The sequence below is a fragment of the Niallia oryzisoli genome, assembly GCF_036670025.1.
Classification (GTDB): domain Bacteria; phylum Bacillota; class Bacilli; order Bacillales; family Cytobacillaceae; genus Bacillus_BD; species Bacillus_BD oryzisoli.
Genome location: NZ_CP137640.1, coordinates 6,169,146 through 6,188,742 on the forward strand (window position 1 = coordinate 6,169,146; position 19,597 = coordinate 6,188,742).

The following is a 19,597-nucleotide window of genomic DNA, read 5'->3' on the forward strand; positions in this document are numbered from 1 at the left end:
ACTAACCGTGCCACTACTGCCTTCTATTACTTATGGTACGGTTTTTACTTTACTTTTTATTATTTCAGAACAAAAAAAGATGATACTGCAGATGTATCACCTTTAATCTCCGCTTTAATTCCCTTTGACTTTTTTCCCCTTCCGAATAAAATCATCCAGAACCTCTTGTGATACTCTTTCCCCGCTTTCTACTGCCCCATTTAAATACCCTTGGTAATTAATCGATGTATGCTCGCCTGCAAAGAATATATTTCCTTCTCTTTCACCCGCAACCCCCGCCAATGTCGTATATTGCCCGACCTTCCAAAATGAATAGGATCCCTTTGACCAAGTATTACTAAGCCAGTGGTCTATGGTTGATAATCCACTCCAGTTCTTTTTACTTCCTTGCAAAACAGGCTCCAGCTTGTCCAAAACACCTTCTGTAATCTTCTTTAACTGCTTATCCGTTAAGGGATTTAATATAGCAGCAGTTTCAGCCCCTGTATAGTCTACAAGAATCCCCGATTTACCTTGTTGGGCACGAGAAGACTCAAAGGTATTTTGGTACCCAGTATCTGAAAACGTATCACCGTTGTTTCCAAGCTCTTGCCAGAAGCGGTTTTTAAATTGAACATGCAATTTTGTATTGATCCCCATTCCAGTCTCTTCTATAGCAATTTGTTTCAGCGCGTTAAATTTAGCATTCTTGTAATCTATCGCTTTTAAAATACTAAACGGAATGGTCATAATCACTTTATCAGCAAAAACCTCCCACTCCTTTTCATCATTCCGAAAGACCAGTTTCACTTTATTTTTATTTTGTTCAATCCTAATCAGCTCTGAATGTAATTTAATTTGTCCCTTAAGCTCTTTGGCCAACAACTCAGTAAGCTGATCATTCCCGCCCTTTATACGATATCGTTCATCCGAATTTCCAAATAACCTTAACGGACCCTTTTGAGCAGAGCCTAATAAAAAAAGAAGATTTAATGCACTCTGTTCACCGGCATCTGCACCGTATTCAATCGTATAAGCTACCGACAATAGCTGGCCGAATTTTGAATCAATACCGCCAGGAACAATTTTATTAATATAATCGACAATAGACAGATGGTCCAATTCAAAGGCCCGCTCTGTATAGTGATTATAAAGCGTAATATCTCCTACCTCTGCAAGATCCTTTTGCAGCTGCGGATAAATTTCGAGGAAATCATTTGTTGCATTTTCAAGGCTGTAAGGAGATCCATCAAAAAAGTAAAACGGCTCTGTCCCTGGTGTTTCAGCCTCAAGTAAATCATCTAATACTAAGCCAAATTCCTGAGCCAGATTACGAATCTCAGTATGATCTGAATCGATTAATTCGCCGCCACGCTCAACAATTTGACCGTTCTTAAAAGTATCCCTTCTCGTCCAGCAACGTCCCCCCACTCGTTCCGCTGCCTCATAAACAACAGATGAAATTCCTGCCTGCTTTAAACGGTAGGCACAGGTCAGACCCGCTAAACCCGCTCCTACAATAACAATCCTAGGTTGATTTTTCACTTTTCCTTTAAAATCTGCCGTATGCCTATAATCCCTTTTTGTGTTGACGGGGGCATTTTCCGATACCATACTAACTTGTCCATTTTGTTTTTGCCTCTCCATTTCTATATGCGCAGTTGCATACGCCTTCTGCAGCATACAGGCTAATGGTGTACGTGCCAAAGAACCATCCCCTGTTTTATTAATAAAATATAAATTACTTTATTAGTAAAATATGTAGGATTCCTATGATTTGCTATAGGTCATTCATTTGATTGATAGGAAATGGTGATTAGTATAGTAGGAATATGAAAGGGGCCGGGAGGATTTTATTACTCTGTGTGAAGGGAGAATCTGTTTAGAATTTTTTAAAAAAATTTTCATTTATTAAAAATAACTGTATCGGTATACTTGATACAACGGACATGGGGTATAACAGAAAAGGGAAGGTGGACTATTCTCTATAAATCTCGTACGAAATCTACTGAATTACTCATTCTGGAATCGTTAAACAACCGCATGAACTTGTCTGAACATGACAGCAGCACTATTTTAATCTTAAAAAGGGATATAAAGGGGAAGTCATGTTTGATCAGTTAACAGAAAGACTTCAGTGTAACTGCCTCATATTAAATGATCTACTGCTCAAACATAATAACACTAGTTTTCAAATCGATTCACTTATCATTACACCTCATTCAATCTACTATTATGAAGTTAAAAATTTCGAAGGAGATTACTTTTACGATTCAGATAAGTTATATTTCAAACCTAAAGCAGAAGTAAATAATCCTCTAACCCAATTGAGCCGAGCCGAATCATTGTTTCAACAGATACTCCTCAAACTAGGATTTAATCTCCCAATTGATACCACAGTCGTTTTTATTAATCCTGAATTCAGCTTATACCAAGCACCACTAAACAAACCGATTATTCTTCCAACCCAAATAAACCGTCATATGAATAAACTAAATTTGCTTCCTGCAAAATTAACGAACAAGCACAAAATGCTGGCTGAAGTGAGGTTTGTTTTTTTAATAGACCTGAAGAAGGGCAAAAAGAGAAAATAGATTCCGTTTATTGTCCTTCATAAATTATCTAAAGGACAAAACGTGAGAAAAGTGATTAACTTTTGCTTCCCTTTTTCTCCAACCTCCCCAATTAGACATTTCTCGAACCCACTTACTAAAATCCCTCTAAAATCCACACCCGTATGCTAAAACGACCACAAAACGCTATCTATCTACATTTTTTAAGCAGCTTAATTAATCGCTCCCCTTGAATTGTTGTTATTCGCTACGACTATTCATTCTTAGACAAAATGTATTCTTTTAATAAAAATTTAATGCAGATTCTTATCTATGAATGAAGGAATTTGATTAACGGTTTTTCTCATAAAAGCATTGCCTCCATGTTACAATTAGGAAAAATTAAAGAGGAGCTGGTAGAAATGATCAACAATTCTAGCAAAGGCCTTCAATTGGAATCGGTTATTCTTTTTCTTATTTCAAGTATGATGATTCCTTTCGCCGTACTTAACTATCTTAACGTTTATATTTGGGGTATTAGCTTTAACCCGGTTGATTTTGTATTGAAGCCTGTTATCCTTATTCCGGTTGCTAGTCTATTACTTGCATTATTCACAGAGTGGGGAATCATTGCCTGTAATTATGTGAAACGTCTAAGCTTAAAGATTAAAAAGCAAAATGGAAGCTTCTCACTCAAAGTCGTAGAAAAAAACCTGCCAATCCACGTAATTGATCAAAGTTACTTAAATCAAATTCAACGCGGCACAATCGTAGATATGAGGATAAAAGATCGAGATCCGCTTTCCTTTGACCAACATGTTGAAGTAATTAAACTATTTAGCCCTGATCAGAAAGTAACTATTCCATCTTTGTTAGAGAGCGCTAATCTCCTGATCCAAAGCACCGCATTAAAAAATAAGCCGATTACGTTCATTGTAGATAGTAAAAAAGAACGCAATCGGACGATCTCAAAAATATGGCTAAAATTAATCCTTAATCCGAAATCCAAGTCGGCTAAGGATGACATTCATATGATAGAAAAACTCGTCTATTAAACATAAACATTCTCATCAGCTTAGATTGTATCCATCACACTATTAATCTGATCTCCTATAGTAGAAAAATGGACGAGGTTTTCTTTGTCATTAAAATTTTCATGCTTGATCACTTTAACCCCATTATTCAATAGAAAGAGAAACATGATAGAGAAGAAAATTCATAACTCACAATGATTATTACAAAGACAAGCTTTCCGGTGCCTTTCATTTTATGAGCGAAAACGCAATAAGTGCTTCTAATACGCCTGATTCTGCCAGTGTGCCGCAAAGACTAAAGACAAATGAGAATCGCGCAATCAGGCTGAGCATACTTGTTTATCAACTGCGTTGTAATAAGCTATTACCTATTTATATACGTGTGCTATTTGAAAACCAAGAATAGAAATTCTTTGTATAGTCAAAACCTTGATAGAAGCGATACCTCCTCCAGTCATAGGCACCAAATAAACCTCCATTAAGCCTCGGAAAGTGCTTTTCACTTTAATGAAATCCATAATAATAATTACTTATTTAAAATTATTTTAATTTATTTATTGACACTCGACAGATTATATATGATAATAATTATTGTATTAGAATTATTCTAATCAAAACTACAATCATTCTCATATCACATATACTAGGAGGAAATATATTATGTCTCTAATCGGAAAAGAAGTACAACCATTCAAAGCTTCTGCTTATCGTAACGGGGAGTTTGTCGATGTAACAGAAGAAAACCTTAAAGGCCAATGGAGCATTGTTTGCTTTTATCCAGCAGACTTCACATTCGTATGTCCTACAGAGTTAGAAGACTTACAAGCTCAATATCCAGCACTCAAAGAACTAGGTGTTGAAGTATATTCTGTTTCAACTGACAGTCATTACACTCATAAAGCATGGCATGATACATCAGATGCTATCGGCAAAATCACATATACAATGATCGGAGATCCTTCACATCAAATCTCCCGCAACTTCGATGTGTTAATTGAAGAAGAAGGCGTTGCTGACCGCGGTACATTTATCATCGATCCAGATGGTATCATTCAAGCACTTGAAATCAATGCAGATGGCATTGGCCGTGATGCAAGCACACTAATTAATAAAATTAAAGCAGCACAATATGTCCGCAATAATCCTGGTGAAGTTTGCCCAGCAAAATGGCAAGAAGGCTCTGAAACACTTAAGCCAAGCCTTGACCTTGTAGGTAAAATCTAATAAATCATTGATAAAGGCAGCCAGGGGCATTCCCCAGCTGCCTTTTATATAGGTGTTCCACAAAAATAAGATCAGAATTTGCTGGTCTTATTTTTTTTATGTTTAGTTCATATTTTCTATATATGATTCCAAATTATTAATGATAAATTGACTATATTATTTGCTGTATTGTGAATAAAGTTTAATAATGTTATATTTTTATTATAGGAATATAATACCATTAATTAAATATTATACAGGAGGGGAATAAAATGGATATCGTTCAAAGTAAATCTAATTTACTTTTTAAGATAATTGCCATATTAGTAGTTTTTCCATTAATAAGTAATATAATATTTCCAATTTACTCAAAGGCAGAAATTGTGAATGATCCAGAAACAGATTATTTATACATAAATTCACCAATTGTTTTGGAATTTGATAACCCGATTGAATGGAATAAAGGCCTTAGTGGTGTTTATAATAGCAATTATCCTAATTCACCCATTGCCTATAACAACGCCAATTCCGAAATTGTTTTAAACGACATTACTACAGGAATTCCAGTTCGGGTTGCCATAGACTTAGAAATTGATCCTATCAATCAAAATAGATTAATCGTTCAACCTAATTCACCATTGGACATGAATAAAGAGTATCAACTTAAAATTAATAATCATTTCATATTAAAAGATGGCGCAAATGGTATAAATAATCTATCCAATCAGGTTCTACCTTCACTATCAACTGCACTAGAATACACCTTCGAAACAGGATTTTTAACTTTTGAGGATTTAATGTCAGGCAATAGAAAAATTAATACGATTATTCAAGATTATACTCCGAGAAAAATAAAGGTAACGGCACCAAAACGATATGTAGAGGAAATGGAAATTATTCATAAACGACAAGACCTTGTTCAAGGCAGTACAACAGAATCAGTTACAAATATTGATGTTAAAGTGAATCATGGCCCTTCTCCAAGTATTATTAAACGTATTGAAGTCACACCTAAAAAAAATGGCGTCCCTTTACAAGCGGCAAAGACAATAGACTATCTCAACTCACCATCAATTAGCGGTATCCATGTTTATGATTTTGGTTTTACCCGCTTACCTGACACGAGTGGATTTGACTTTGAAGTGGTTATTTACGACGCTGATGATAATATTTTAGATAAAAGAATTATTAAAGTTCCGTATGAACAGTCTCCGACCACTACTATTAAGCAAAAGGATCGGTTTAGCACTGCAAACAAAACGTATTCTCTTTACGATTTAATGAAAAAACCAACGGATTTGCAAAAATTACTAAATGAAAATCGAATGAATGAAATAAAAGTACAGGTGGTGCAGAACTAATGTATAAACGAAAATGGGGTATAGTAACCATCTTACTGGCCTTCGTATTGCTCCTTATTATGTCAAATACAGCCCTAGGTGCCACTGATGAAGAAGATGTTTGGAATACAAAAATAATAAATGAGAATAAAAAGGTTTGGACCATTTCCTTTAGTCAGCCTTTGAAGGAATCATCTGTAAAAAATGCCTCTGTTTATGTTGAAGATGAAAATTATCGCTTGTTTTTTACGGATGTCACTGTTTCTAGTGATAAAAAGTCAATTATTGTCACTCCAAAAGATGTTTATCAAGAAAATAAAACATACAGATTAAATATTTCAAAAGATGTGACATCAGCTAAAGGGGAAAAAATCTCCAAGAAGATTATCCTACCTTTTATCTTAGACGATAGTACAGGAAATGAAAATCCAGATACTATAAATGAAGCGATTAGTAATGTAAAAATTACATCTACAGCCTTCGCCAGCCTGGTAACAGCCACTAGTGATGATTCAGTTAACCGGGTTACAGCAAACTACAAAGATATGCATTATGAGGGGAACAATACTTTTAGTCTTGGCATTACCGGATTAGATTCCGGCGATAATGTAAAAATAGAAGCCTATGATATTAACGGAAAAAAAGTATTTTCAAAGAATTTTAAAGTGAATTAAAGCCCGGAGGTCATGTAATGAAGAAAGTTGGTCTATTAATCCTAGCAGTTTCCTTTGTAAGCAACTTGATTTTCGGATATACAGTTACTGCAAAAACAACATTTGATGATATATCAAACAATTATTGGGCAAAAGATGATATTGAATATTTGTCAGGGAAAAAAATCATTAATGGATACACCAATGGAAACTTTGGACCTAATGATACAATAAAACGAGTAGATGCAGCTACTATGATTGTCAGAGCATTAGATATAGAAACTGCTAACCGCCCTAATCCTAACCTTAAGGATGTTACAAAAAAATCATTCGGATATAATACCATTGCAACGGTTATCGATGAAGGCATTTTTAAAGGTAACAGTGGTTACTTCTACCCTGACAATACATTAACAAGAGCTGAAATGGCTGCCATCATCAACCGTGCCTTTCCATTAGAGGAAAAGAGAGCAAATATTTCCTTTACAGATATAGACTCTAAACATTGGGCTTATCAGGATATCCAAGCACTTGCAGCAAATAACATTACAACTGGATATCAGGATAACAGCTTTAAACCTAACCAAACGATCACAAGAGCAGAGTTTTCTGTCTTCATGGCCCGCGTCTTAAAAAATATGAATGTGGTGGATGAATTAGATCAGGTTAAAGAGGACCATGAAAAAGATGAAGAGCAAGGAAATAAGGATGAAGAGTCAAATGAAAACAGTGAAAACTTCGAAGTAATAGGTATCAATTAATTATCTATTAATTTCAAACTCTGATAAAAACGGTGTTTTAATCTCCGTTTCCCGACACTTCAATCAACCTATTACAAAAATATAAAACATCGTGCTTTAATACAGCCAATTTCAAAAAAAAACCGTCGGGGATAACCGACGGCTTTTTCTTATATTAATAAGTCTATCTACCGCTCAATAATCACTTCTAATTCATTTTCTCTCGCTAAAATTTCCAGTGCAACTTCTTTTGCTGATTTTAATCTTGAACGGTCAGCCACATGGTTATTTTTATCCCAAAAAGGGGTATCCATGCCACCCATATATACACCAGAAACAGTAATGGATGTATTCTCTAACTCTTTAACTAATGCCTCAGTAAACCCTCGAATAGCAAATTTACTTGCACAATAGGCGGTTTCATGGACTTTTCCGCGTAATCCTGCTGTTGAAATGATGTTCATGATTTTTCCGGAGTTCCGTTCTAAAAAGACCGGCAATATTGCCTTTGTTACATAAATCGTTCCCTTTACATTTGTATCGATCATACGGCTGACCTGTTCAGCCGAAATTTCCTGTAAGGGACCGAAATAGCCTACGCCTGCATTATTTATCACTTGGTCAATCTTTTCTGTTTCATTCAAATGAGATAGCCGCTGTTTGACCATATTAGCATCTGTAATATCACAGGGTGCTGTTACAGCACTTCCATTAGTCTTTTCTATCATTCGTCTTACTTCATTTAGTTTGGATTGTTTTCTCCCAACTAGAATGATATGATTTCCCTTTTGAGCATAAGCAAGGGCCAGCTCTTTTCCCAGCCCCGTGCCAGCTCCTGTAATAAGAATTGTTTTCAAACTTTACACCCTCATACAATTAAAATGATTAGAATGCTGCTTTCAAATCCTTTAAAAAGCTTGTTCCATAATAGGGCATGTTCACATGAAAATTGTCTGCAACAGTAGCACCTACATCAGCAAAGGTTTGTCGTACCGGCAGTTCCATACCTTCCTTCATTTTCTTAGAATAGACAAGCAGCGGAACATATTCCCTTGTATGGTCAGTCCCCGGATGAACAGGATCATTTCCATGGTCCGCTGTAATCATTAGTAAATCATCTTCCTGCAAGTTTGCAAACACCTCAGATAGTCTCACATCAAACTCTTCAAGGGCTTTTCCATAGCCGATTGGATCGCGGCGGTGGCCGTATAAAGCATCAAAATCAACTAGATTTAAAAAGCTCAACCCGGTAAAGTCCATCGATAATGTGTCCATAAGTTTATCCATTCCATCTTGATTTGAAACCGTTCTTAGTGACTTTGTAACACCTTCACCATCATAAATATCTGAAATTTTGCCAATTGCAATCACATCAAGTCCTGAATCTTTTAACTCATTCATCACAGTCCGCCCAAATGGTTTTAATGCATAATCATGGCGATTTGAAGTACGCTTAAACTCCCTTGGCTGACCTATAAAAGGTCTGGCAATCACACGCCCTACCATATACTTTTCATCAAGTGTCAGCTCACGGGCAATTTTACAAATTTTATATAGCTCATCAAGAGGAACAATTTCCTCATGGGCTGCAATTTGAAGCACGGAGTCAGCAGAAGTGTAAACGATTAACGCCCTTGTTTTCATATGTTCTTCTCCAAGTTCATCAAGAATAGCCGTCCCGCTGGCAGGAATATTGCCGATGATTTTTCTGCCGGTTCGTGTTTCTAATTCATGAATAAGATCGTCAGGAAAACCATTCGGGAAAACCTGGAATGGAGTTTGAATATTTAAGCCCATCAACTCCCAATGGCCCGTCATTGTATCTTTTCCGGAAGATGCCTCCTCCATTTTTGTGAAAACAGCCAATGGTTTTTCTGCCTTTTCTATGCCTTTTAGCTGCTCAATATTGCTTAGGCCGAGTTTGGCCATATTCGGCATATGAAGCCCATTCATCCTTTCAGCAATATGTCCAAGTGTGTTGGCACCTTTATCACCAAACGCCTCCGCATCAGGAGCTTCCCCTATACCGACTGAATCCATAACAATTAAAAAAATTCGTTTAAATATATTAGTTTCCATCCCTATTTCCTCCTTATATTTTTAAAAAAAGAAATTACTCCGTATTATTGCACTTCACGTTTTTCTATTAGCGGCATCATAAATGATAACCTTAGTCTAAATAGGCTTACATCAAAATAAATAATGGAGTTGATTAAAACGAAAAACCAGATTTGGTTGACAATGGGTGTATTCCACACCCCAAAAAAGTATAAGATAGATGGGATTGTTAATGTCACCCAAGATTGTACAAAAGCAACCATGCTAAGATAGCGGTCGACGTTCATTTGCAGTGAATTAGACAAGAAGAATAATAACCAGAGAAACGCCCACATTCCCCATGTTAATGCACTAATCCCGTCATGGAACTGGACGATAGCTGTAACCGTATAGACAACTGCTATAATCGCTACCCATAAACAAAACCAGCCGAGCCCTTTTCCATCAAGCCCCATTAATGCAGTCGCACCAAAATATAAAAAAGTCAGCCCAAATAAAAAAATCGAGGCATAATTATATAGTTCCCAATGATCTTGACTAGAAGATATGATTAAATAAAACGGAATAATGATTTGAATGATTCCTACAAAAAGGTTAAGTATACCTACACTTTTTGCTTCTGCTTTTCCAGCAATCAACAAACTATTAAGAAACAACACGGCACCTGAAAGAAATAATCCAACGAAGCTCATATCAATAGATTGTGAAAAAACCTTTCCCCTCCTTAAAATAGGGAAAAGCAGTTTTTCACCTTTAAGATAAAGATGAAAAAATGCTTTTCCTACCATTTATAATACTATACTTACTATTACAGCCGATAACACACTTACTAATGTTGCACCATATAAAAGCTTTAAACCAAATTTCGCAACAACATTTCCCTTTTTTTCATTCAAGCTTTTTACGGCTCCTGCAATAATACCGATAGAGGAGAAGTTGGCAAAAGAGACAAGGAAAACAGAAATTATCCCTAATGTACGCGGGCTAAATGACTCTGCCATCGCTGCCAAATCCATCATCGCGACAAACTCATTAGTAACAAGCTTTGTGGCCATAATACCACCCGCTTTGACTGCCTCTGAGAAAGGAATACCCATAATAAAGGCAAAAGGTGCAAAAATATATCCCAATATTTCTTGGAATGAAATACCGAGTATTAACTCAAAAATGTTATTAATTGCAGCAATCAAGGCAACAAATCCAATTAACATAGCCCCAACAATGACCGCTACTTTAAAACCATCAAGGATATATTCCCCTAACATTTCAAAGAAGCTTTGTTTTTCTACTTCCTGTATATCTAAAATATCCTCTTCCGGCTTAACTGTATATGGATTGATAATTGAGGCGATAATAAATCCACCAAATAGGTTTAAGACAAGTGCTGTCACCACATATCTTGGCTCAATCATTGTCATATACGCACCAACAATCGACATTGATACCGTTGACATGGCTGATGCACAAAGAGTATATAAGCGATTTGCAGGCAATAGGCCTAACTGTTTTTTCACCGTAATAAACACTTCAGATTGACCAATCATGGCTGATGCCACTGCATTGTATGATTCTAATTTCCCCATGCCGTTTACTTTACTAAGTAATATCCCAATCGCCTTCATAACCAATGGTAATACTTTTACATACTGAAGAATTCCAATTAGAACGGATATAAATACAATCGGCAATAATACATTAAGGAAGAACGGGGCTTGTCCCTCATTGGCAATGCCGCCAAACACAAAGGATACCCCTTCACCTGCATATTCTAATAGCTTGCCGAAAACACCAGCAAATACTTTAATTACACTTAAACCGAGCGAAGTGTTTAATAATAAGGCAGATAATATAATTTGAATAATAACCATAAGAATAATCGGCTTTAATTTGATGTTTTTTCGATTATTACTTGCCACATAAGCTAACACAAAAACAACAAGTAAACCGATAATCGCAATGATGTATTTCATCGTTAGTCCTCCAGATGGTGTTTAATCTTAAGTTGATATATTCGTTTCCACCATAAGTAAAATCATTTACTTTGTTAATTCTTTAAAGAAAAAGCACCGGGCAGTAATTCATCAATCGTCGTCTCAACCTTAGACCCATTTAAATTAGCCAAAATAATCTTTGTGTCCTTGTCGCAAAACTCAGCCAATACTTGACGGCAGGCACCACAAGGGGCAATAGGACCTTCTGTATCACCCACTACTACAATAGCTTCAATACCCTTTTCACCTTCAGAAACCGCTTTAAAAATAGCCGTTCTCTCTGCACAGTTGGTCAATCCATAGGAGGCATTTTCAATATTACATCCAAGATAGACTTGCTTACCTTTTGTCAATACGGCTGCACCGACTTGAAAGTTTGAATAGGGAGTATAAGCCTTTTTTCGAGCCTCTATCGCTTGATCAAGTAATGATTGAATATCCATTATTTCGTCATCCTTCCTGTTCTTCATTATTTGAGTATCTAGGCTGGCCATTAGACCAGCCTTTTACTTTTAGTTAATACGAGGATGTTGAAATTTCACCATTTACAATCTTCACACCGGAACTTGCACCAATCCGGGTGGCACCCGCTTTGATAACTGCTTCTGCATCTTCTGCACTTCTAACGCCGCCAGAAGCTTTAACGCCGATTTCAGGTCCGACTGTTTTTCTCATTAGAGCAACATCTTCTACTGTCGCTCCGCCAGTGGAAAAACCAGTAGATGTTTTAACAAAATCAGCCCCGGCCTTAACCGATAATTCGCAGGCTTTAACTTTTTCTTCATCTGTCAAAAGACAGGTTTCAATAATCACCTTCGTAAGTGCTTTCCCTTTCGCTGCATCGACAACCGCTTTAATATCCGCTTCAACTGCATCATAGTCTTGGTCCTTTAAGGCGCCGATATTAATGACCATATCCACCTCTGTTGCACCATTTTCAATCGCATTTTTTGTCTCAAATGCTTTTACTTCTGGTGTTGTTGCCCCAAGTGGAAATCCAATAACCGTGCAGACCTTTACTTCCGGCGTATCGTGAAGAAACTCTGCTGCTGTTTTTACCCAAGTAGGGTTAATACAAACTGATGCAAATTGATATTGTTTTGCTTCTTCAAGCAGTTTCATAATTTCAGCCTTTGTCGCATTTGCTTTTAATAAAGTATGATCAATCAATCTTGCTATATTTTTTGTCATGCTTCCATCCCTTTTCAATTAATGAATTTCAGTATAAATCAGTGTAGGTTTTGCCACATTTTCATCGACTATACGATAAGCAGAGTAGATTTTGTCCATTACCTCTTGAACATCTTCCTTGTTACTATGAATGGTCACTAAAGCCTCCCCTGCTTGAACAGGATCTCCGACTTTTTTATGCAGCACAACACCTACTGCTAAATCGATAACAGATTCCTTCGTAGCTCGTCCCGCTCCTAGTATCATCGCAGCAACTCCCACTGTTTCAGCGGTAATTTCAGCAACATGACCAGACTGTTTAGCAGGAACAGCGATAGTATATGAAGCTGTTGGAAGCTTAGCAGGATCATCAACAACTGATGCATCCCCACCTTGGGCTGCAAGGAAGGTTTTAAAGCTTTCTAATGCTTTGCCATTCCGAATCGACTCCTCCAGCATTTCACGGGCTTGCTGGAAGTCTGTTGCTTTTTCTGCCGATACGACCATATGACTTCCAAGCGTCAAACAAAGTTCATGTAAATCTTCAGGTCCTTGGCCTTTCAGCGTATCAATGGCTTCTTTCACTTCAAGAGCATTTCCGACTGCAAATCCAAGCGGCTGGCTCATGTCTGAAATGATTGCCTTTGTTTTACGGCCAACACCATTACCGATATCAACCATTGTCCTAGCTAATTCCTTTGCATCATCAAGGCTCTTCATAAACGCTCCGCTGCCTGTTTTGACGTCAAGAACAATGGCATCAGCTCCTGCAGCGATTTTCTTACTCATAATGGAGCTTGCAATAAGAGGAATGGAATCGACTGTTGCTGTAACATCCCTTAATGCATATAACTTTTTATCGGCTGGCGTTAGGTTGCCGCTTTGACCGATAACAGCGACTTTATTCTTATTAACTAAATCGATAAATTCCTCGTTCGTGATTTCTACATGAAATCCTTTTATCGATTCCAATTTATCAATTGTACCACCAGTGTGTCCCAATCCTCTTCCTGACATTTTGGCAACCGGAACACCGACTGAAGCAACAAGCGGTGCTAATACAAGTGTAGTTGTATCACCAACCCCGCCAGTACTATGTTTATCTACTTTTATTCCTTCAATTCCAGATAGATCGATTTGATCACCAGATTGAACCATTGCTTCTGTTAAATAGACGCGTTCCTCTTTTGTCATTCCTTTGAAAAAAACAGCCATGGAAAATGCCGACATTTGATAGTCTGGAATTTCTCCATTTGTAAAACCATTTATTAAAAATTGGATTTCTTCTTTCGTTAATTCAAAACCATCACGTTTTTTTTCAATCAAGTCAACCATTCTCATATGATTTCCTCCTAACAACTGATGAAAGTATTCGGATTTTACTGGAATATATCCAGAGTGCGAACGTTTTCATTTTCAATGAAAATTTTTTCAATCATCTTTTTAGATTTAACAGATGAAAGTGATTTATTCATCAACCACAATGATTACTATAACAGTAGTAACCTAATTAGTAAATATTTTTTTCTAAAAAAGAAATGAACACTTTTTGACAGCCTTAAGTCACTATTTATCATTAACAAAAAGTATTATTTTACAAAACAATCTTCATCACCTATGATATATTGTAAATAATTTGGTTATTTTTAGATTGTAAAAGAGGTTGGGGCCATGCTGCAAAAATTTGGATTTTCACAATATGAAAGTAAAGTATACGAGGTTTTGTCCTCCAGTAATGAACCACTGGATGCAACATTAATTGTCAAACATTCCGGCGTTCCAAAGGCTAAAGTATATGAAGTTATTTCACGAATGATTGAAAAAGGGATGGTCTTGGATTCTGTTTCCGAGAAAAAGAAGCTCTATACTGCTTTGCCCTTACATCTTGTCATTGAAAAGCTGACAAAGGAGTTTCAGGCTCAAATCAAACAATTAGAAAGCAAATCTTCTAAAAGAACCGTCACGGATGACCGTGTATGGAGTTTAAAGGTTGATTCCTCCATCAAGCTGCAATTTAAACAGCTTTTACAAGAAGCACAACAATCCATTCAAATATCGCTTTGGACAGACGAGCTTCCCGATTATTTGCCATTGTTAATTGAGAAGGAACAGGCCGGTGTAAAAGTAGAAGCTCTTTTCGTTGGAGAGACGGATGAAGAAATCCCATTGTCCAACTACTATAGATTATCAGCCATTGAAGAACATCGATCATTGGAGAAAAACCGCCTCATCATTGTTGATGAGGAGACCATTTTATTTGCCGGTGTAGAAAATGACGCATGGCAGGCCATGGTTACAAAGTCAAAGCCATTTGTTAAATTTTTCGTAGAGTTTTTCTATCATGATGTGGCGCTGACGAAGATTGCTAAAAAATATGAGGATCAGCTTATGGAAGACGAAGAAGTCAAACATCTTTTGCTGCGTCTGCGCTATTAGGAAGGCGTATACAGTTAGTATTCGCGATGAATGGACTTTTTTCCTTTATACTAGAAAAGGCAGGGAATATCCCTGCCTTTTTTGTTATTTAATTAATGTTTCAAGCGCAATAACGACCATGTCATCAAAGGTTGTCTGACGTTCCTCGGCCGTCGTATCCTCACCGGTAAAGATATGATCGCTTACCGTTAGAATGGATAAAGCCTGTGCGCCATACTTCGCAGCTAATGTGTACAACGCTGTCGTTTCCATCTCTACTGCCAAGACGCCATAATCACCTAATTTTTTCACAATATCCATATTGTCTCGGTAGAAAACATCTGCAGATAATACATTTCCTGCCTTGATATTAATACCCCGCTCAGTTCCTATTTGATAGGCATTATGCAGCAGATTAAAATTGGCACAAGGTGCATAATCAATCCCTGAAAACGTCAAACGATTGATATTTGAATCAGTCGAAGCTGCCATAGCAAGGACCACATCTCGTACATGCATATCTTTTTGAATGGCACCACAAGAACCAACCCGAATTAAATTTTTCACTCCATATTCGCGAATCAGTTCATTCACATAGATAGAAATGGAGGGAAGACCCATTCCTGTTCCTTGAACAGATACCCTTTTTCCTTTATATGAACCTGTAAATCCCAGCATTCCTCGTACTTCATTATAGCAGGATACGCCCTCTAAAAATGTCTCAGCAATATACTTCGCTCGTAAGGGATCTCCTGGCAATAAAATACTTTCAGCAATTTCTCCCTGTTTAGCATTAATATGAATACTCATTTAACCAAGATTTATAAAAGGCAGATGTCCTTTTATAAATCCTGTTCACCTCCTTGTTTATAGTTCATGAACCTCTTTCGTAGCTGTTTGTGTCCGTGTTATGGAAAAAACAGCGCTAATTAACGCGAGAAGGACAAAAATCCCTCCGATGGATGCATTATAGAGAACAGAATACTGATTAATGACCAAACCTCCAATGACAGAACCTCCAGCAATCCCTAAATGCATAGCTGAATTATTCAAGCTTTGCTGTATATCAGCAGTCTCTGGAGTTGTTTCAATTAAGTAATTTTGCTGCGCGGGTGTAATGGCCCAGCTTAACATGCTCCAAACCATCATCACAATGACAAAAAGGATGGTTGAAAAGGTGAACTTTGGCAGGATAAATAGAACAAGGCAAAAGACTGAGACTATCACCAATATGCTCTTTTGAGAACCCCATTTGTCTGCCATAAATCCGCCAACCCCGCCGCCAAAAACAGCAGCAATACCAAAGATAAAATAAAAAATGCTTACCCATGTTGAATTTAAGTGCAGGGCTGTTTGCAAAAAAGGTGTGAGGTAAGCATATAAAGTTAAATGCCCAGTTAAAAACAGGAGAGACGTCAGTTGTGCCGATAAAATCTTCGGCTTCTTTAATGTCTCAAATTGCCGTTTTAAAGAAATGACAGGTTTTGGCTCCATTTTTTTAAAAAACAACATAATTCCAATCATGGAGACTAGAGAGAGAATAGCAATGAGCAAAAACGGCGAGCGCCAGCCGAAATGTTGTCCAATTACAAGGCCCAACGGTACGCCAATTACTAATGATCCGCTAACACCCATCATGATAATCCCAATGGCCCTTGCACGGTATTCTTCCTTCACAATAGTTGATGATATGGTTATAGATAAAACAACTAAAAGAGATCCTGTGGCTGCTGAGATTATCCTTGTAATAAAAAGAATGGAGAAATTTGGACTGAAAAAGGCCAAGAGATTCCCACCAAAAAAGATCAATAAAGACCAGAGAAATAACTTTTTCCTTTCAACCTTGGCAGTCAGCGTTAACAATACTGGGGAGGCAAGTGCAAAAACAAGAGAATAAATGGTAATTAGTTCCCCAGCCTTACTAACAGACACCCCAAGACCTTCCGAAACAATGTCCAAAATTCCACCAACAATCAACTCTGCCATCCCGACTACAAATGAAACAATTGATAATAGATAAACCTTATAATTCAAGCAACCCACCCTTCCCATTAAATATAGTTACTACCAACATAGTAACCTCTTATACTTATTAATTGCAAGCTAAAAAAAATTACCCCTATTAACACAGGGATAATTTAATAGCCATTTACAAAGTCGGCAATCGTTTCTTTTTCGTCTTCTGTAAGTTCTCTTTTTACGTACTTTTCATATTCCTTAAGTATTTTCTGTTCATCACCATCGCAAATATCTGTATATTTCGCAATCGTTCTAAGTTTGAGTGCTTCCTGATTAAATTCCTCTTTTGAAATCGGCTTTTGATGCGAAGGTATATATGTATCTGCATCAAATGATTCTAATGCATCCAATAGCCGTAATGTTTCCTTGATTGTATAGTTTTCCTTTTCAGAAAAAATATCAGGGTAAATGCAGTCACCAAGAAAAAGAATCTTTTCTTCTACGATATACACAATTACTGAATCTGCAGCGTGATCCCCTCCAACATGTTGTAAAATGCAGGTTACCCCGCCAAGGTCAATTTCCACTCGTTTTTCAAAAGTTAAATCTGGCAAAACAATCGTGATATCTCGATGATTCTTGAATTCCTCCTTAATGGCATTCGAACAAAATTCAATTTCTGATCCTTCTTTCACTCGTGCATCTAATGCCTCATCTGACCAAGAAAGCGGGATTAGCTTCTCTATTTCCTTTTTTGTTTCTTTGGAAGCAATAGAAACGGTATCAGGTAATGCTGAAAGACCAAAGATATGATCCCAATGCCAATGAGTAAGAACAACCATATCAGGATTGGGGACCTCCCTTTTTAAAAGTTCTTTCAGAAAGTAATTTGCATGGTCTTCCGAATTGCCAGCATCAATCATTAATGTCTTGGTATTGCCCACCACCATCCCTAGAATGGGCCGGTCGGTAACCGATATTGGAGTGATATACCAAAAACTTTTACCAATTTTGTTAATCAAGTGCATAAAGGACTGCCTCCTTTCACTAATAATATTTTAAGTCGAATAGCGATTGTTTACACAAAAAGTAAATATATTTAAGTTAAATACATATATTTACAGAAGCAGCCATCGGTATAACGAAAAAATCCAAATGGGGTTGATTACTTGGGCCATTTCAAACCAGAAAAACTATTTGTGGAATATATGGTCGGTGTTACTGCTACAGAACCTATTATTCCAAGGCGTTACACACTAACTCACTCTGATTTAACCGGAGATTTATTTTTAACAATTGGGAGTCATTATGCCTGGGATAAAATCAATCCTACGAGAGACGAGGTATTAGGCGGATGGAAAATAAAGGAAATCCCCTTATATTATTGTGTGTATTTACATATAGACCAAGGGCAATATCACCAAACTGCAGCAGCAAAACGCAATGAAATATTTAGACGTGAATTACCGCTTGCATTAACTGCTATAAAATACGCCGATAAGCTTCTTTTTAATACATTTCCTCATTTGGCTCAAGCCCCCATTATTGTTAACTTTATGTCGGCCTTTCCTCAGTTTGCAAGGCAGGAATCTTGGGGGACCTTTCAAAGTATTTTCACCTAAATAGTATCCCGTTCAAGTTCATTCACATACGGTGGAGCCCTTATGTATACGGTTCACCGTAACAAAACAAAAAATTTACCCCAAATAAATATTTATTTGGGGCTAATAGTTTTATTAAAATTTGGAGAATCATGCTTTCTTCAATTGCCCCTGAATCATACCGATAATGGCTGGCAGCACGGAAATGAAGATAATCGCTAAGAGAACCGTTGAAAAGTTGTCTTTGACAATTGGAATATTGCCAAAAAAATAACCTAAAATCGTACAGATGCCTACCCAAAATGCTGCACCAACCACATTATAAATCAAGAAATAACGGTAATTCATTCGGCTTGCCCCTGCAATAAAAGGAACGAACGTGCGAATAAATGGCATAAAACGGGCGATTAAAATTGTTTTCCCTCCATGCTTATTAAAGAAAGCCTCAGCTTTCATCATTTTATCTTGGTTAATCACTCTCCCCATAAAACTTCCATGTGAGATGGTAGTCCCAACTTTCCTACCGATATGATAATTTACAGTATCGCCGAATACCGCTGCCAAAAGAAAGATAATGAATAGAAAAACAATGTTAAATGCCCCCATCGCTGCAAGAGCACCACTAGCAAACAGTAAAGAATCACCCGGTAAGAAAGGAAAAATCACAAGTCCCGTTTCCACAAATACAATTAAAAATACGATTCCATACGACCACCCACCAAAGTTTTTGATGATTTCAACTAGATGTTCATCAATATGTAGGATGAAATCAATGATAGTTTGAATTATTGTCAAGGTTTTACCCCTCTTTCATAGTTTTCTTATTAGCGAATCCGTTGAGTAATATAGTAATCCTCTCCATACTATTATAAAATTCAGGGAATCTTGGGACACTCTGAATA

20 protein-coding genes are annotated in these 19,597 nt (G+C 37.0%); 8 read left to right on the forward strand and 12 right to left on the reverse strand.

Going from position 1 to position 19,597, the window contains the following annotated elements:
* Positions 1-114 precede the first annotated feature (114 nt).
* Positions 115-1,686 carry an NAD(P)/FAD-dependent oxidoreductase gene (locus R4Z09_RS30630; protein WP_338450375.1) on the reverse strand — a complete coding sequence of 524 codons (1,572 nt, stop codon included), beginning with the start codon at positions 1,684-1,686 and terminating at the stop codon, positions 115-117.
* A gap of 401 nt (positions 1,687-2,087) precedes the next feature.
* Here R4Z09_RS30630 and R4Z09_RS30635 point away from each other — a divergent pair, with 401 nt between their 5' ends.
* The 6 genes from R4Z09_RS30635 to R4Z09_RS30660 all read left to right on the forward strand — a co-directional run bounded on the left by R4Z09_RS30635 (position 2,088) and on the right by R4Z09_RS30660 (position 7,522).
* On the forward strand, positions 2,088-2,573 hold the full coding sequence (locus R4Z09_RS30635) for a nuclease-related domain-containing protein (protein WP_338450376.1): 486 nt from the start codon (positions 2,088-2,090) through the stop codon (positions 2,571-2,573).
* A 380-nt stretch (positions 2,574-2,953) separates the two neighbouring features.
* The gene (locus R4Z09_RS30640) at positions 2,954-3,586 is read left to right on the forward strand and encodes a hypothetical protein (RefSeq protein ID WP_338450377.1); all 633 of its coding nucleotides are present in this window, start codon (positions 2,954-2,956) and stop codon (positions 3,584-3,586) included.
* Positions 3,587-4,225: 639 nt separating this feature from the next.
* On the forward strand, positions 4,226-4,789 hold the full coding sequence (ahpC, locus tag R4Z09_RS30645) for an alkyl hydroperoxide reductase subunit C (RefSeq protein WP_338450378.1): 564 nt from the start codon (positions 4,226-4,228) through the stop codon (positions 4,787-4,789).
* 251 nt (positions 4,790-5,040) lie between these two features.
* The gene (locus R4Z09_RS30650) at positions 5,041-6,129 is read left to right on the forward strand and encodes a hypothetical protein (protein WP_338450379.1); all 1,089 of its coding nucleotides are present in this window, start codon (positions 5,041-5,043) and stop codon (positions 6,127-6,129) included.
* Positions 6,129-6,782, forward strand: coding sequence for an Ig-like domain-containing protein (locus tag R4Z09_RS30655; protein ID WP_338450380.1), 654 nt, complete (start codon positions 6,129-6,131; stop codon positions 6,780-6,782). The genes R4Z09_RS30650 and R4Z09_RS30655 overlap by 1 nt, the downstream gene beginning before the upstream one ends.
* 17 nt (positions 6,783-6,799) lie before the next feature.
* Positions 6,800-7,522 carry an S-layer homology domain-containing protein gene (locus R4Z09_RS30660; RefSeq protein WP_338450381.1) on the forward strand — a complete coding sequence of 241 codons (723 nt, stop codon included), beginning with the start codon at positions 6,800-6,802 and terminating at the stop codon, positions 7,520-7,522.
* Positions 7,523-7,689: 167 nt separating this feature from the next.
* Here the strand turns inward: R4Z09_RS30660 and R4Z09_RS30665 are convergent, their stop codons facing one another.
* The 7 genes from R4Z09_RS30665 to R4Z09_RS30695 all read right to left on the reverse strand — a co-directional run bounded on the left by R4Z09_RS30665 (position 7,690) and on the right by R4Z09_RS30695 (position 14,061).
* A complete protein-coding gene (locus R4Z09_RS30665; protein ID WP_338450382.1) occupies positions 7,690-8,358 on the reverse strand; it encodes an SDR family NAD(P)-dependent oxidoreductase in 669 nt (222 codons plus the stop codon).
* A 28-nt stretch (positions 8,359-8,386) separates the two neighbouring features.
* Positions 8,387-9,580, reverse strand: coding sequence for a phosphopentomutase (deoB, locus tag R4Z09_RS30670; protein ID WP_338450383.1), 1,194 nt, complete (start codon positions 9,578-9,580; stop codon positions 8,387-8,389).
* A gap of 44 nt (positions 9,581-9,624) precedes the next feature.
* Positions 9,625-10,251: an AmiS/UreI family transporter gene (locus R4Z09_RS30675; protein WP_338453409.1), complete on the reverse strand. Its 627-nt coding sequence runs from the start codon at positions 10,249-10,251 to the stop codon at positions 9,625-9,627.
* Between the two features lie 96 nt (positions 10,252-10,347).
* Entirely contained in the window at positions 10,348-11,529 is a 1,182-nt protein-coding gene (locus R4Z09_RS30680; RefSeq protein WP_338450384.1) for a NupC/NupG family nucleoside CNT transporter, read from the reverse strand.
* Between the two features lie 74 nt (positions 11,530-11,603).
* Positions 11,604-12,020 (reverse strand): cytidine deaminase, encoded by a 417-nt coding sequence (locus R4Z09_RS30685; RefSeq protein ID WP_422392237.1) that lies wholly within the window; start codon positions 12,018-12,020, stop codon positions 11,604-11,606.
* A gap of 46 nt (positions 12,021-12,066) precedes the next feature.
* A complete protein-coding gene (gene deoC / locus R4Z09_RS30690) occupies positions 12,067-12,741 on the reverse strand; it encodes a deoxyribose-phosphate aldolase (protein ID WP_338450386.1) in 675 nt (224 codons plus the stop codon).
* An 18-nt stretch (positions 12,742-12,759) separates the two neighbouring features.
* Positions 12,760-14,061, reverse strand: a complete 1,302-nt coding sequence (locus R4Z09_RS30695) for a pyrimidine-nucleoside phosphorylase (protein ID WP_338450387.1) — start codon at positions 14,059-14,061, stop codon at positions 12,760-12,762.
* Positions 14,062-14,391: 330 nt separating this feature from the next.
* Here R4Z09_RS30695 and R4Z09_RS30700 point away from each other — a divergent pair, with 330 nt between their 5' ends.
* Complete coding sequence (locus R4Z09_RS30700) at positions 14,392-15,156, forward strand: TrmB family transcriptional regulator (RefSeq protein WP_338450388.1); 765 nt, start codon at positions 14,392-14,394, stop codon at positions 15,154-15,156.
* An 84-nt stretch (positions 15,157-15,240) separates the two neighbouring features.
* On the opposite strand, the gene deoD is transcribed toward R4Z09_RS30700, so the two are convergent.
* From deoD to R4Z09_RS30715, 3 genes are all read right to left on the reverse strand, one after another.
* Positions 15,241-15,945 (reverse strand): purine-nucleoside phosphorylase, encoded by a 705-nt coding sequence (gene deoD / locus R4Z09_RS30705; RefSeq protein ID WP_338450389.1) that lies wholly within the window; start codon positions 15,943-15,945, stop codon positions 15,241-15,243.
* 57 nt (positions 15,946-16,002) lie between these two features.
* Positions 16,003-17,187 carry an MFS transporter gene (locus R4Z09_RS30710; protein ID WP_338450390.1) on the reverse strand — a complete coding sequence of 395 codons (1,185 nt, stop codon included), beginning with the start codon at positions 17,185-17,187 and terminating at the stop codon, positions 16,003-16,005.
* 86 nt (positions 17,188-17,273) lie between these two features.
* Positions 17,274-18,122, reverse strand: a complete 849-nt coding sequence (locus R4Z09_RS30715) for an MBL fold metallo-hydrolase (RefSeq protein WP_338450391.1) — start codon at positions 18,120-18,122, stop codon at positions 17,274-17,276.
* A 141-nt stretch (positions 18,123-18,263) separates the two neighbouring features.
* Here R4Z09_RS30715 and R4Z09_RS30720 point away from each other — a divergent pair, with 141 nt between their 5' ends.
* The gene (locus tag R4Z09_RS30720; protein ID WP_338450392.1) at positions 18,264-18,716 is read left to right on the forward strand and encodes a staygreen family protein; all 453 of its coding nucleotides are present in this window, start codon (positions 18,264-18,266) and stop codon (positions 18,714-18,716) included.
* Between the two features lie 129 nt (positions 18,717-18,845).
* On the opposite strand, the gene R4Z09_RS30725 is transcribed toward R4Z09_RS30720, so the two are convergent.
* Complete coding sequence (locus R4Z09_RS30725; RefSeq protein WP_338450393.1) at positions 18,846-19,490, reverse strand: VTT domain-containing protein; 645 nt, start codon at positions 19,488-19,490, stop codon at positions 18,846-18,848.
* Between the last annotated feature and the right edge of the window lie 107 nt (positions 19,491-19,597).

Coding starts and splice junctions, on each gene's coding strand:
- R4Z09_RS30635 (WP_338450376.1), top strand. CDS start 2,088: ATGTTTGATCAGTTAACAGAAAGACTTCAGTGTAACTGCCTCATATTA.
- R4Z09_RS30640 (WP_338450377.1), top strand. CDS start 2,954: ATGATCAACAATTCTAGCAAAGGCCTTCAATTGGAATCGGTTATTCTT.
- ahpC (WP_338450378.1), top strand. CDS start 4,226: ATGTCTCTAATCGGAAAAGAAGTACAACCATTCAAAGCTTCTGCTTAT.
- R4Z09_RS30650 (WP_338450379.1), top strand. CDS start 5,041: ATGGATATCGTTCAAAGTAAATCTAATTTACTTTTTAAGATAATTGCC.
- R4Z09_RS30655 (WP_338450380.1), top strand. CDS start 6,129: ATGTATAAACGAAAATGGGGTATAGTAACCATCTTACTGGCCTTCGTA.
- R4Z09_RS30660 (WP_338450381.1), top strand. CDS start 6,800: ATGAAGAAAGTTGGTCTATTAATCCTAGCAGTTTCCTTTGTAAGCAAC.
- deoB (WP_338450383.1), bottom strand. CDS start 9,580: ATGGAAACTAATATATTTAAACGAATTTTTTTAATTGTTATGGATTCA.
- R4Z09_RS30675 (WP_338453409.1), bottom strand. CDS start 10,251: ATGAGCTTCGTTGGATTATTTCTTTCAGGTGCCGTGTTGTTTCTTAAT.
- R4Z09_RS30680 (WP_338450384.1), bottom strand. CDS start 11,529: ATGAAATACATCATTGCGATTATCGGTTTACTTGTTGTTTTTGTGTTA.
- R4Z09_RS30685 (WP_422392237.1), bottom strand. CDS start 12,020: ATGAAGAACAGGAAGGATGACGAAATAATGGATATTCAATCATTACTT.
- deoC (WP_338450386.1), bottom strand. CDS start 12,741: ATGACAAAAAATATAGCAAGATTGATTGATCATACTTTATTAAAAGCA.
- R4Z09_RS30695 (WP_338450387.1), bottom strand. CDS start 14,061: ATGAGAATGGTTGACTTGATTGAAAAAAAACGTGATGGTTTTGAATTA.
- R4Z09_RS30700 (WP_338450388.1), top strand. CDS start 14,392: ATGCTGCAAAAATTTGGATTTTCACAATATGAAAGTAAAGTATACGAG.
- deoD (WP_338450389.1), bottom strand. CDS start 15,945: ATGAGTATTCATATTAATGCTAAACAGGGAGAAATTGCTGAAAGTATT.
- R4Z09_RS30710 (WP_338450390.1), bottom strand. CDS start 17,187: ATGGGAAGGGTGGGTTGCTTGAATTATAAGGTTTATCTATTATCAATT.
- R4Z09_RS30715 (WP_338450391.1), bottom strand. CDS start 18,122: ATGCACTTGATTAACAAAATTGGTAAAAGTTTTTGGTATATCACTCCA.